Origin of the sequence: Streptomyces sp. AC512_CC834, assembly GCF_019049325.1 — a bacterium.
Classification (GTDB): domain Bacteria; phylum Actinomycetota; class Actinomycetes; order Streptomycetales; family Streptomycetaceae; genus Streptomyces.
In genome coordinates this window covers 46,815-58,725 of record NZ_JAGMUO010000087.1, presented here as the reverse complement: position 1 = coordinate 58,725, position 11,911 = coordinate 46,815, and the positions used below count along the sequence as shown (strand labels likewise).

The following is an 11,911-nucleotide window of genomic DNA, read 5'->3' as shown; positions in this document are numbered from 1 at the left end:
CCTGGCTCCATCACTACAATCACCACCGCCCCCACACCGCAACCGGCGGCAAACCACCCGTCACCAGGTTGACCAACGTCCCTGGGCAGTACAGCTAGTCGTTCGGCAGGTGCCTCCTCGCGAAGTCGAGTTCCAGGCTCACCTGCTTGATGCGTTCGTCGACGACGAGGGAGCCGTGGCCCGCGTCGTAGCGGTAGACCTCGTGGACGGCGCCCCTGGTGTCCAGGCGTTTGACGTAGTTCTCGACCTGGCGGATGGGGCAGCGTGGGTCGTTGACCCCGGCGGAGATGTACACCGGGGCCTTGACCGCGTCGACGTAGGTCAGCGGGGAGGACGCCTCGAAGCGTTCCGGGACCTCCTCCGGGGTGCCGCCCAGCAGGGTGCGGTCCAGGGCTTTGAGGCCCTCCATCTCGTCGTGGTACGCGGTGACGTAGTCGGCGACCGGCACGGCGGCGATGCCCAGCGTCCACGCCTCGGGCTGGATGCCGATGCCGAGGAGGGTGAGGTAGCCGCCCCAGGAGCCGCCGGTGAGGATCAGCCGCTCGGGGTCCGCCAGGCCCGACGTGACCGCCCATTCCCGCACCGCCGCGATGTCCTCCAGCTCGATGAGGCCCACCCGGTGCTTGAGGGCGTCGGTCCACGCGCGGCCGTACCCGGTGGAGCCCCGGTAGTTCACGCGGACCACCGCGTACCCGTGGTCGACCCAGGCGGCCGGGCCGGCGGCGAAGGCGTCGCTGTCGTGCCAGGTCGGGCCGCCGTGGATGTCGAAGACCGTCGGGAACGGGCCGGTGGCGCCGGCCGGCTTCTGGACCAGGGCGTGGACGCGGCCGCCCGGCCCCTGAACCCACACGTCCTCCACCGGGACCGAGCGGGGCGACTTCATGCCGGGCGGGTCCAGGACGACCCGGCCGGCGGTGGAGCGGACGGTCGACGGCTCGGCGGCCGAGGACCACAGGTACTCCACGGTGCCGTCGGGGCGGGCCGTCGCCCCGGAGACGGTGCCCGGGGGCGTCTCCAGCTCCGTCAGCCCGCGCTCGGCGAAGTCGTAGCGGAACAGCTCGCTGCGGGCCTCGAAGCCGTGCACGATCAGCAGGCCGCTGCCGTCCGGGTACCACTCGGCGCTCACGTCGCCGGGCAGCTCCAGGGCGAGGTCGGTCTGCTCGCCCGTCGCCACGTCCCACACCAGGGGCTCCCAGCGGCCCCGGCGCTGGTGGCCGATGAGCAGGCGGGTGTCGCCGTCGACCGGCGCGAAGCCCAGGACCTCCAGGCCCAGCTCCTCCTCGCCGCCCTTGGTGTCGTCCAGCTCGGCGACCGTGGTGCCGTCGGGGCGCAGGACGCGCAGCGCCGAGTGCATGGCGTCGCCGTGCTCGGTGTGCTCGATCGCGATCAGCGTGCCGTCGTGGGAGAGGTCGCCGACGCCCGCGGACTCGCGGTGCCGGTAGATCTCCGCCGGGGCGCCGCTGTCCCCGCGCGCGAGGTGGATCGTCGTACCGTCCTCGTCCGTGGAACGGCCGATCACCGCCGTACGCCCGTCGCGGCCGAGGACGAGGCCCGCTGAGTAGGAGGGGTCGAGGCCGGGCACCGCGGCCTGGTCCGCGCCGCCCGCGAAGGGCTGGCGGCGCCAGACGCCGAACTCGTCGCCGTCCTTGTCGTCGAACCACCAGATCCAGTCGCCCGCCGGGGCGAGCACGCCGTCCGTCGTGCCGTTGGGCCGGTCCGTGACCTGGCGCTGCTCGCCGGACGACCGGTCCCAGGCGTACAGCTCGTACGTCCCCGTCGCGTTCGACACGAACAGGGAGCGGTCCGGGGCGTCCTCGGCCCAGTCGGGCAGCGACACCCTCGGCGCCCGGAACCGCTTCTCCCAGTCGGGCATCCGCTCGCCCCGCGGCTGCCGCCCGCCCTGCGTCTGCCGCTCGTCCACGTCCACGTTTACGTTCACGTCCTGCGGAACGGACCCGTTGCTCTCAGTCATGGCCCCATACTGCCCCGACCCGGCGACAACGCGCAGAAGAGATCCCCAGCCTGTGGACAACCTCGTCCGCCCAGCCCTCCCCGCACGCGATTTCCACAGCCCCGCGGCAGAGTCGCGCGGGCGCGCACCGTACCGTGGAGGGCGTGTACCGGTTTCTGCTGACGCCCCGATGGTGGGGGATCAACGTCTTCGTCATCCTGGCCATCCCCTTCTGCGTCTTCATGGGTTCCTGGCAACTGGGCCGCTTCGAGGACCGGGTGCAGGACCACGAGACCGCCTCCACGCAGCAGGAGTCGGCCGCCCGGGAAGCGGCGAGCCCGCTGGCCGAGCTGCTGCCCGTGGACAAGGCGACGGTCGGCAAGCAGACCACCGCGACCGGCCGGTACGAGGACCAGCTACTCGTCCCGGAGCGGAAGCTGGACGACCGGGAGGGCTACTACGTCCTCACGCTGCTGCGCACCGACGCCGGTGAGGCCCTGCCGGTCGTACGCGGCTGGCTGCCCGGCACCCCCGACCCGGCGAAGGCCCCGGCCCCGCCCACCGGCGAGGTCACCGTCACCGGTGCGCTCCAGGCCGCCGAGTCCCCTGGCTCGAACGGCGTCAGCGCCCGCTCCGGGTGGCCGGACGGGCAGACCGGCGCGATCAGCGCGGCGACCCTGCTGAACCTCGTGCCGTACGACGTGTACGACGCCTGGGTCACGCTGAACGAGGGCGATTCCGGGATGCGGGCCGTGCCCGTGAGCGCGCCGCAGAACACGGGTCTCGACCTGAAGGCCTTCCAGAACCTCGGCTACACCGCCGAGTGGTTCGCCTTCGTGGGCTTCGTGATCTTCATGTGGTTCCGCCTGCTGCGCCGCGAGGCCGAAATCGCCCGGGACGCGGAGCTGGGCCTGGTCACCGAGGACGAGAAGACCGGTGAAGACAAGGCGACCGGGGACGACGAGGAGAGCGGGGACAGGGCCGCGGCCGGGCTGACTTCCTGACCGGCGCTCCGGCGGGTGCCGCGCGGGAAGGGAAGCGCTACTCCGTACCGGCCAGCACACCCGTCCAGTACACGGTCCCCGCACACGCGTTGGACACCGTGGCCGTCGCCGATCCCGAGCCGCCGCCCTGCGGGGTGTACGTCACCGACACGCTGCCCTCGGCCGGGCCGTCCTCGCTGATGAGCTGGGCCGTGGGCCCGGCCTCGCCGCCGCCCGCCGAGGTGCCGCCCGCGGCGTTCGTGTCACCGGTGGGCGAGGGATCGGCCGTGGGCCCGCCGGTGCCGCCGTCCGTGGTGCCGCCGGTGGTGGGACAGGTTTCCGAGGGCACCCAGGCGAACTGCACCTCGTACGCGGAGCCCGGCGCCAGGGTCAGCGAGGCGGTCTCCAGCGACGGGTCGGGCAGTCCGGCCGCGGCGTCCCCTGCGGCGTGCCGTGCGGTGCCGATCCTGGACGCGTCCGCCGCGCCCAGCGAGGCGGTGACCACGTTGCCGGGGCCCGTGACGGTACAGCCGTCCGAGGAGACGTTGGTGACGCGGAAGGAGCCGTACACCACGCCCGTGGAGTCGGGGGCGGCGCTGCTCGCGACGGCCGGGCCGAGCGAGCCCGGCGCACACGCGGGGATGTCGGCGGGGCTGCTGGCGGTGGGCTCGGTGCCCGGGGCCGAGCCCGTCGCGGCGCCGCTCTCCTTGTCGCCGGGCGTCTCCTTGGGGTCGGCCTTGCCCGTGTCCTCGTCCGTGCCCCCGGAACCGGCGATGCCGCTCTTGCCGCCGGCCGGGTCCTTGCCCTGGGAGGCACCGCCCTGTGCCTGCGAGGCGTTGCCCGCGACGGACGGGTCTGCGCCCGCGCCGGTGGAGTTGGAGACGTGCACGAGGGCCGGGACCGCCGTGCCGATGAAGAGCGCGGCGGCGGCCGCCCCGACGACGGCCTGGCGCTTGCGGGCCCGCCGGGCGGGTACCGCGCGCCGCAGGTGCTCCAGGGTGCCGTCGCCCGGCTCCATCTCCCGGACCGCCTGGTGCATCAACATGCGCAGGTCCGGCTCGTCGGTGCCGGGGCCCTGTTCGGCGGGGCCCTGTTCGGCGGGGCCGTGGTTCACAGTTCCGTTCCCAGCGTGCGTGTGCGTGTGCGCGTCCGTGTGCTTCTGCTGCTCCTGCCCGTCCGTCCCGGCGGGAGGCCCGTCCGTTCCGGCCGGCTCGTGCCCCTCGTGGGCGTCCGGCCGCGCGTCGTTGCCGTCGCTCATACCGGTGCCTCCATGGCCACCCTGAGCGCCGCGATCCCGCGCGATCCGTACGCCTTGACCGAGCCCAGGGATATGCCGAGCGTCTCGGCGACCTGTGCCTCCGTCATGTCGGCGAAGTAGCGAAGCACCAGGACCTCGCGCTGACGGCGCTGGAGCCCCTTCATCGCCTTGATCAGGGAGTCGCGCTCCAGTTGGTCGTAGGCGCCCTCCTCCGCGCTGGCCATGTCGGGCATGGGCTTGGAGAGGAGCTTGAGGCCGAGGATGCGGCGGCGCAGCGCCGAGCGCGAGAGATTGACGACGGTCTGACGCAGGTACGCCAGGGTCTTCTGCGGGTCACGGACGCGTTTGCGCGCCGAGTGGACGCGGATGAAGGCCTCCTGGACCACGTCCTCGCAGGAGGCCGTGTCGTCGAGGAGGAGCGCGGCGAGGCCGAGCAGCGAGCGGTAGTGCGCCCGGTAGGTCTCGGTGAGGTGGTCGACGGTGGTACCCGCCGCCACGTCCTCCGCGCCGTCGCGCTGGTTGGGCAGGCCGGCCGGCCGTGCTGCGGGCATCGGCGCGATCACCGGCATGCCACCGGCCGGACCGGCCACACGGGGACGGACGGACCGGACGGGAGGGACGGGCGGCCGCACGGCGAGGCCGCGCGTCGCTGCGGTGAAATCGAGTACCTCTGCCACGCCTGTTGGACACGCCCACCCCCAAGAGGGTTGTACGTGCCGGGCGTCACGTTCCGGTGTCCGTCGGGCAGCCGTCCGGCTGACAGTGCGTCATAGGCCCTCATCGTCCGCTCTTCCCCTATGTCCCATGTGAACGGGCGTCCCCACGCTCGTCCTCGGCGTCCCCACGCCGACCCACGCGTCCCCGCGCCCTGAATGGGTGACCGCAAAGACGCTCCCCGCCGTCCGCGTGGTTGCGGAGGGCGGGGAGGAAATCCTCTGACGGCACGGGTGTCCGGTACAAGTAGTACGGACCAACTTCTGGATCACATCTCGTCCATGGATCCTACAAATGAAACCCACAGCGGGCAGGGCGTTTTACCCCGCCGATCCGCCTTTCACCCGAACTCGGCCGCCACCAGCTCCGCGATCTGCGCGGTGTTCAGCGCCGCGCCCTTGCGCAGGTTGTCCCCGCACACGAAGAGTTCGAGCGCCGTGGGGTCGTCCAGGGCCCGGCGCACCCGGCCCACCCAGGTCGGGTCGGTGCCGACCACGTCGGCGGGGGTCGGGAACTCCCCCGCGGCCGGGTTGTCGAAGAGGACGACGCCCGGCGCGGTGGCCAGGATCTCCCGGGCCCCGTCGACGCCGACCTCGCTCTCGAAGCGGGCGTGCACGGTCAGCGAGTGCGTGGTGACCACGGGGACCCGTACGCACGTCACGGCGACCGGCAGCCGCGGCAGCCCGAGGATCTTGCGGGACTCGTCCCGCACCTTCATCTCCTCCGACGACCAGCCGTCGTCGCGCAGCGAACCGGCCCACGGTACGACGTTCAGCGCGACCGGCTCCGGGAACGGCCCGGTGTCGTCGCCGACGGCCCGCCGTACGTCACCGGGGTGGGTCCCCAGCTCGGTGCCGGCCACCAGGGAGAGCTGCCGGCGCAGCGTGTCCACGCCGTCCTGCCCGGCCCCGCTCACCGCCTGGTACGAGGAGACCACCAGCTCGCGCAGCCCGAACTCGGCGTGCAGCGCGCCCAGCGCCACGATCATGGACAGTGTCGTGCAGTTCGGGTTGGCGACGATCCCGCGCGGCCGCATCCGCACCGCGTGCGGATTGACCTCGGGCACGACCAGCGGCACGTCCGGGTCCATCCGGAACGCGCCGGAGTTGTCGACGACCACCACGCCCTTGGCGGCGGCGACCGGCGCCCACTGCGCGGCGACCTCGTCGGGTACGTCGAACATCGCGACGTCGACCCCGTCGAAGGCCTCCTCGGTGAGCGCCACCACCTCGACCTCCTCGCCGCGCACGGCCAGCTTGCGGCCGGCCGAGCGCGGTGAGGCGATCAGGCGGATGTCGCCCCAGACGTCGGCGTGCTGGGACAGGATCTGGAGCATGACCGAGCCGACGGCGCCGGTCGCTCCCACGACGGCGAGCGTGGGCCGCCCGGTACGCCCGTCCCGCCCGGTGCCTCCCGTGCCGGACATCAGCGCCCGGTGCCCCCGTAGACGACTGCCTCGTCGCTGTCGGAGTCGAGCCCGAAGGCGGTGTGCACGGCGCGCACGGCCTCGTTCACGGCGTCCTTGCGGGTGACGACCGAGATACGGATCTCGGAGGTCGAGATCAGCTCGATGTTCACACCGGCGTCGGAGAGTGCGGTGAAGAAGTCGGCGGTGACGCCCGGGTTGCTCTTCATCCCCGCGCCGACCAGCGAGATCTTGCCGATCTGGTCGTCGTAGCGCAGCGAGTCGAAGCCGATGGCCGACCGGCTCTTCTCCAGCGCGTCGATGGCCTTGCGGCCCTCGCTCTTGGGGAGCGTGAAGGAGATGTCCGTCAGGCCCGTGGTGGCGGCGGACACGTTCTGCACGACCATGTCGATGTTGACCTGGGCGTCGGCGATGGCGCGGAAGATCCCGGCCGCCTCGCCCGGCTTGTCGGGCACACCGACAACCGTGACCTTGGCCTCGGAGGTGTCGTGCGCGACTCCGGAGATGAGGGCCTGCTCCACGTGCTTTTCCCCTTGCTTGATCGGCTCGCTGCTGACCCACGTGCCCTGCAGTCCGCTGAAGCTGGACCGCACGTGGATCGGGATGTTGTACCGGCGGGCGTACTCCACGCAACGGTGGAGCAGCACCTTGGAGCCGGAGGCAGCGAGCTCCAGCATGTCCTCGAAGGAGATCCAGTCGATCTTCTTCGCCTTCGACACCACGCGCGGGTCGGCGGTGAACACGCCGTCGACGTCAGTGTAGATCTCGCAGACGTCCGCGTCGAGCGCGGCGGCGAGCGCGACGGCCGTGGTGTCGGACCCGCCCCGCCCCAGCGTGGTGATGTCCTTGCTGTCCTGGCTGACGCCCTGGAAGCCGGCCACGATGGCGACGTTGCCCTCGTCCACCGAGGTCTTGATGCGGCCCGGTGTGACGTCGATGATCCGCGCCTTGTTGTGGACCGAGTCGGTGATGACTCCGGCCTGGCTGCCGGTGAACGACTGGGCCTCGTGACCCAGGTTTTTGATCGCCATGGCCAGCAACGCCATGGAGATACGCTCTCCGGCGGTCAGCAGCATGTCGAGTTCACGCCCGGCAGGGATCGGGGAAACCTGCTCGGCGAGATCGATCAGCTCGTCCGTCGTGTCGCCCATCGCGGAAACGACGGCGACCACCTGGTTGCCGTTCTTCTTCGCTTCCACGATCCGCTTGGCGACGCGCTTGATGCCCTCGGCATCGGCTACGGAGGAACCTCCGTACTTCTGCACGACAAGGCCCACGTGCGCTCCTCGCTCAATCCGTCTCTTTCCGCACGTACGTATATGTACTGCGGTCGGCTCATTTTACCGAGCGTCCGGGTTTCGCCCCTGCGGTACCGCATGGTGAGACTCCGGGCCGCCCACTGTTCGGGGTGGCTCATGCCCAGAGGGACGCGGGTCACTCGGGAAAGTGCCCTGTGTCACACGTTCACAACTGAGAGGGCTCAGTCCGCCAGGTCTTTGAGGGGCTCGGTGTCGAGAGTGATGTCGACGGGGGCGGGGAGGTGCACGGGGGCGCCGAAGGGCAGCTTCTCCTCATGCTGGTAGCGACCGTTGTCCGGCTGGTTGAACACGACGACGGAGCAGTTGTCCCGGTCGACGAGGAGGTAGACCGGGATCCCTGCGGCCGCGTACCCGTCGGGCTTGTCCACGCGGTCCCGTTGCGCGGCATCGGAGTCCCACGAGGTCACTTCCACGGCCATCAGGGCGCTGTCGGGCGCCGACCACTCACCGTGTCCCTTGAAAGCGCCTTTGGGAACCAGCACCCCGTCCGCCCGCGCCCGTCCCTTGCGGTAGCTCTCCGTCTTGAGGCCACGCTCCGCGTGCAGCCAGAGATCGGGACGGTGCTGCATGCAGAGCCTCTGCAGCCAGGCGACGATCTCGCTGTGGTTGCCGTCCGGCATGGGCTTGACCTCGACCCTTCCCCTGATGAACTCCAGCCGCACCAATTCCGGGGCATGGCGTTCCAACTCCTCGAACTCCTCGACGGACATCTGCGGCCGGTGCTCGGTCCTGGGGGTCATGGCGTCGCCTCCTCGACACCATGGTGCCCCGACCGGCGCCTCCTGCACGCTCACGGGCGCTCCACGTGAATGCGTTCCCGGCCCGCGCAGGCGGCCAGTGCTCGGATGTCGCCCAGGTCGTCGGTGAGGATCGGGGCGTCGTCGTAGGCGAGGGAGGCGAGGACGACGGTGGCGTCGATGACGTCGGAGGTCTTGTTCTCCTGGCAGAGCGCGGCCGCGGCCTTCGCTCCGGCCTCCGTCAACGGGGTCACCCGGCAGCCGCCCAGCGTCCAGTGCAGCATGGCCGCCGAGGCGCGTCCGTCCCAGCACTGCGCCAGTACGCCGGCCGGAACCAACGGGATGACTCCGCGCAACAGCAGCGCCTTGTGGCGGCCGAGGAAGCGCCGGTCGTTCTTCGCGGCGGCGATGAGGGCGCCGCTGTCGTAGACCACGTGACTCATACGGTGCGCCGCTCCTCACCGGGTCGCTCGAAGAGGGCGGCCACCCGGGCGTCGGCCTCGGCCATCTCCTGCTCCGAGAAGGGGCCGTACTCCGCCTCGTAGTCCGCCATCGCCCGCAGCCCGGCGCGGATGACGCGGCGCTCGTCCAGGTACTGCTCCAGGGCTCGGCTGATCACGGCCGAGATCTGCTCGTCCTCGGCGGCGGCGAACTGCCGCAGTGCCGTTCCGAGCTCGGCGTCGATGCTCACGCTGAACTTCACCTTCTCTGCCATATTACGAATGTAATCCAGATGCCCTACGGCTTCCAGCGCCGTGGCGGCAGGCCGTTCGCGATGCGGTCGCGGTTGTCGCGGTAGTGGTAGCCGACCCTGTCCTCGATGGGCACGGGGCGGAACGTGTCGGGCACGGGGCCGCCCGTGGCGCGCTCCAGCTTCTTCTTGAGGTGGTACGCCGACGCGGTGCCGAGAAAGGCGATCTCCTCGACCTCCTTGATCACGTCCTCGTCGGACATCGGGTTCGCCTCGTTCTCCCTGCGGCAGTCCTCGCAGATGCCCCGGTCGATCTTCACCGTGCGTTCGTCCTGGTCACAGGTGGCACAGGCCATGATCACGCGGGTCACCTTGGCGCGCGGTTCGCGCTGCTGCGGAGGCATCTTCGACTCCAGTCGTCGGCGGGCGAGTCCGCCCGGGTTGCTGACAGTGGGTGGGAGCCCTTCGGCGAGGGCTCGGGTGATGTCCTTCGGCGCCGCGCCGCGCGACAGCCACTCCTCGGCCAGCGGTTCGAGCGAGCGGCAGTCGCCCTCGGTGAGCGCCATGCGCGGCTCGGCGGTACGCAGGGCACTGAGCGCGCGGTACGCGGCGCTGTCCGGCTCGGGGTCGGGCTCGGGTTCCGGCTCGCGCTCAGGTTCGGCGGCATCGGGTACGGCGGCGGCGAGCGCCTCTTCGATCCGGGCCAGGCCGGGCTGGTGGTCCCGGGTCACGTCCTTGCCGTGCCGCTCCCGCGCGAACTCCGCCCACCACTCCGCCGACCTGCGAGTACGCGACCAGTACGTCCGCGTGACCCACCGCATGGTGTTGTCCTCGACGGTGATGTGTTCCTTGATCCAGCGCAGGTGGCCGGCTTCGGTGATGCGGGTCAGTGACGAGCGCGTCGACTGCTGGCCGTAGCGCGGGTGTTCCGCCGCGAGCACCTTGTGGCCCATCGCGTGGCCGCTGTCGAGATGGTCGATGAAGACGGCGACCTCGGCGTCACGCGGGAGCAGATGTGCGAAGTCCGGGTCCGCGTGCGGGGCTTCGTCACCTGCGAGGCGTTTTCCGTAGCCCGGATTGGCCATGGGGTGGGACGGGGACGGCAGGGCGGGACTAGTGTTGGCGCAAGCCACGGTCGAACCTCTGTCTTCGATGCGTCGGCTAGGTCCCGGTTGGGTGTTGGCGCACCGCCGGGGCCGACTTTTTTCGGTCGTTTGCCGCGAACCTAGGGCGGCTTCACGCACCGACGCAAGCTGATCACGCAACGTCACCCGTACGAGGTACGACGCATTAACTCACGTTCAGACTTGGTTGGTTGGGTATTTCAACCAGACCAGAAAACCCAAGGGAAGAGCTCGGGTCCCGGGGCTCAAGCTCCGGGCTGAACTGCGACGACGAACGCCGACCAGGCGGGGGCCGAGACGTGGATTTGAGGGCCCGCCGGCGCCGTCTTGGAGTCACGGATGTGGATGGTGGGGGCGAGGGCGACCTCAACGCAGTCGCCGCCCTCGTCGTCGCTGTAGCTCGACTTGCACCAGTTCAGCCGGTCACTCATCACGGTCCACCATCCGTTCGATGAAACGGGTCGACTCAGCAGGGCTGAGAGCCTGCGTGCGGATCATGCTAAGTCGCTCGGTCACACGGCTGACAACCCCGGGATCAGCCGAGAGTTCACTGGCGAACGGACCCTCGGTGAAGGCGAAGCGCTCATGCGCCCGCGTTTCGAGCAGCACCATCGGCCCCAGTAGGGCCGCAGGGACGCCACACTCGAACGGGAGCACCTGCAACGCAACATTCCGCAGCCGCGACACTTCCAGCAGGCGGCGTAGTTGCTCGGCGTCCACCAGCGGGCTGCGCAGTACCGCCTCGTAGAGGACGAAGCTCAACCCGACCGGCGGCTTGCGCCTGGCGAAAATCGTCTGGCGCTCCAGACGGGCGTCGATCCGCTGCTCCACGACCTCCTCATCCAGGGGCGGGTAGCGGTTCTCGATCAGAGTCCGCGCGTACGTCTCCGTCTGCAACAGGCCAGAAACCAGCGTGGCCTCGTACGACCACCGGCTGATCGCCTCCTTCTCGCGCTCCATGAACTCCTGAGCCCTTGCCGGGTACTTCTCCCTGCTCAGGTAGTCCTTCGCTGCACTCAGCAACCCTTCCGCGCGGCACAATTCGTCGGCCGCATCAAGGACTTGGGGCGTCGGCATACGCGCCCCCTGCTCCATGGCCTTGATCGTGTCCGGGGAGTAGTTCGCGGCAGCCGCCAACTGCTCACGACTGATGTTGGCCTTGGTCCGCCATCGCTTCATCTGGTTGCCGCTGAAGCGCCACATGACAGGCGACTGGGACACAGCACGCACCTCCGATGGATACACCCCGGCGTGTATCACTTCAGTCGCTACCGAGCGTAGCGTCGCGCACGCCAGCGTGTGACCATGACGGAAACAATTCACCGCCCTTCCTGGGTCCCGTTCGCCGGGCATCAACTGCACCTCGCCGGCGTGCACTTCGACGCCCTACGGGTCGACGGCATCCGTGGAGAGCTGATCGCCGACTGGCTCGTCGAGGCCACGGACGACGACGCCGGGCCCATCGTGTGCGAGGCGAGTGGCGGACGGTGGGTGTACTTCCTGCTGGCGCCCGGCGAGATCGCGGCGTACGACTGGCCGCTCGGAGTACAGCGGTTGGGCGGCGGCGGACGGGGGACACGGACCGTCACGTACGTCGGCATCCCGGCGCTGGAGGGCAACACCTGGCCGCTGCGCTGGTACAGCGTGCCGACGGCGACCGCGCCGTACGTGTGCCCGGCCCGGCTGCGGGCCGCGCTGGAATGATGCG

General features: G+C 70.4%; 13 protein-coding genes. 2 read left to right on the top strand and 11 right to left on the bottom strand.

All coding sequences use genetic code 11. The features are described from left to right. Positions 1–94 precede the first annotated feature (94 nt). On the bottom strand, positions 95–1,972 hold the full coding sequence (locus KUM40_RS27470) for a prolyl oligopeptidase family serine peptidase (protein WP_374227430.1): 1,878 nt from the start codon (positions 1,970–1,972) through the stop codon (positions 95–97). 143 nt (positions 1,973–2,115) lie between these two features. Here KUM40_RS27470 and KUM40_RS27465 point away from each other — a divergent pair, with 143 nt between their 5' ends. Next, complete coding sequence (locus tag KUM40_RS27465; RefSeq protein WP_308401246.1) at positions 2,116–2,955, top strand: SURF1 family protein; 840 nt, start codon at positions 2,116–2,118, stop codon at positions 2,953–2,955. Between the two features lie 37 nt (positions 2,956–2,992). On the opposite strand, the gene KUM40_RS27460 is transcribed toward KUM40_RS27465, so the two are convergent. The 10 genes from KUM40_RS27460 to KUM40_RS27415 all read right to left on the bottom strand — a co-directional run bounded on the left by KUM40_RS27460 (position 2,993) and on the right by KUM40_RS27415 (position 11,424). Next, positions 2,993–4,192 (bottom strand): hypothetical protein, encoded by a 1,200-nt coding sequence (locus tag KUM40_RS27460; RefSeq protein ID WP_254395749.1) that lies wholly within the window; start codon positions 4,190–4,192, stop codon positions 2,993–2,995. Further along, positions 4,189–4,761 (bottom strand): SigE family RNA polymerase sigma factor, encoded by a 573-nt coding sequence (locus KUM40_RS27455; RefSeq protein ID WP_217168885.1) that lies wholly within the window; start codon positions 4,759–4,761, stop codon positions 4,189–4,191. Before KUM40_RS27455 ends, KUM40_RS27460 begins: the two co-directional genes overlap by 4 nt. Positions 4,762–5,246: 485 nt before the next feature. Further along, on the bottom strand, positions 5,247–6,332 hold the full coding sequence (locus KUM40_RS27450; protein ID WP_217168878.1) for an aspartate-semialdehyde dehydrogenase: 1,086 nt from the start codon (positions 6,330–6,332) through the stop codon (positions 5,247–5,249). Next, positions 6,332–7,609, bottom strand: a complete 1,278-nt coding sequence (locus tag KUM40_RS27445; protein ID WP_217168877.1) for an aspartate kinase — start codon at positions 7,607–7,609, stop codon at positions 6,332–6,334. Before KUM40_RS27445 ends, KUM40_RS27450 begins: the two co-directional genes overlap by 1 nt. A 203-nt stretch (positions 7,610–7,812) precedes the next feature. Further along, entirely contained in the window at positions 7,813–8,391 is a 579-nt protein-coding gene (locus KUM40_RS27440; protein ID WP_217168876.1) for a Uma2 family endonuclease, read from the bottom strand. A gap of 50 nt (positions 8,392–8,441) precedes the next feature. Continuing rightward, the gene (locus tag KUM40_RS27435; RefSeq protein WP_217168875.1) at positions 8,442–8,831 is read right to left on the bottom strand and encodes a twitching motility protein PilT; all 390 of its coding nucleotides are present in this window, start codon (positions 8,829–8,831) and stop codon (positions 8,442–8,444) included. Next, positions 8,828–9,103, bottom strand: coding sequence for a hypothetical protein (locus tag KUM40_RS27430; RefSeq protein WP_217168874.1), 276 nt, complete (start codon positions 9,101–9,103; stop codon positions 8,828–8,830). Before KUM40_RS27430 ends, KUM40_RS27435 begins: the two co-directional genes overlap by 4 nt. Before the next feature lie 23 nt (positions 9,104–9,126). Next, positions 9,127–10,164 carry a hypothetical protein gene (locus tag KUM40_RS27425; protein WP_217168873.1) on the bottom strand — a complete coding sequence of 346 codons (1,038 nt, stop codon included), beginning with the start codon at positions 10,162–10,164 and terminating at the stop codon, positions 9,127–9,129. A gap of 284 nt (positions 10,165–10,448) precedes the next feature. Then, positions 10,449–10,634, bottom strand: coding sequence for a DUF397 domain-containing protein (locus tag KUM40_RS27420; protein ID WP_217168872.1), 186 nt, complete (start codon positions 10,632–10,634; stop codon positions 10,449–10,451). Further along, the gene (locus tag KUM40_RS27415; RefSeq protein WP_308401245.1) at positions 10,627–11,424 is read right to left on the bottom strand and encodes a helix-turn-helix transcriptional regulator; all 798 of its coding nucleotides are present in this window, start codon (positions 11,422–11,424) and stop codon (positions 10,627–10,629) included. Before KUM40_RS27415 ends, KUM40_RS27420 begins: the two co-directional genes overlap by 8 nt. Positions 11,425–11,508: 84 nt before the next feature. Here KUM40_RS27415 and KUM40_RS27410 point away from each other — a divergent pair, with 84 nt between their 5' ends. Continuing rightward, positions 11,509–11,907 carry a hypothetical protein gene (locus KUM40_RS27410; protein WP_254395748.1) on the top strand — a complete coding sequence of 133 codons (399 nt, stop codon included), beginning with the start codon at positions 11,509–11,511 and terminating at the stop codon, positions 11,905–11,907. Positions 11,908–11,911 lie beyond the last annotated feature (4 nt).

Coding starts and splice junctions, on each gene's coding strand:
- KUM40_RS27470 (WP_374227430.1), bottom strand. CDS start 1,972: ATGACTGAGAGCAACGGGTCCGTTCCGCAGGACGTGAACGTAAACGTG.
- KUM40_RS27460 (WP_254395749.1), bottom strand. CDS start 4,192: ATGAGCGACGGCAACGACGCGCGGCCGGACGCCCACGAGGGGCACGAG.
- KUM40_RS27455 (WP_217168885.1), bottom strand. CDS start 4,761: ATGCCGGTGATCGCGCCGATGCCCGCAGCACGGCCGGCCGGCCTGCCC.
- KUM40_RS27450 (WP_217168878.1), bottom strand. CDS start 6,332: ATGTCCGGCACGGGAGGCACCGGGCGGGACGGGCGTACCGGGCGGCCC.
- KUM40_RS27440 (WP_217168876.1), bottom strand. CDS start 8,391: ATGACCCCCAGGACCGAGCACCGGCCGCAGATGTCCGTCGAGGAGTTC.
- KUM40_RS27435 (WP_217168875.1), bottom strand. CDS start 8,831: ATGAGTCACGTGGTCTACGACAGCGGCGCCCTCATCGCCGCCGCGAAG.
- KUM40_RS27430 (WP_217168874.1), bottom strand. CDS start 9,103: ATGGCAGAGAAGGTGAAGTTCAGCGTGAGCATCGACGCCGAGCTCGGA.
- KUM40_RS27425 (WP_217168873.1), bottom strand. CDS start 10,164: ATGGCCAATCCGGGCTACGGAAAACGCCTCGCAGGTGACGAAGCCCCG.
- KUM40_RS27420 (WP_217168872.1), bottom strand. CDS start 10,634: ATGAGTGACCGGCTGAACTGGTGCAAGTCGAGCTACAGCGACGACGAG.
- KUM40_RS27410 (WP_254395748.1), top strand. CDS start 11,509: ATGACGGAAACAATTCACCGCCCTTCCTGGGTCCCGTTCGCCGGGCAT.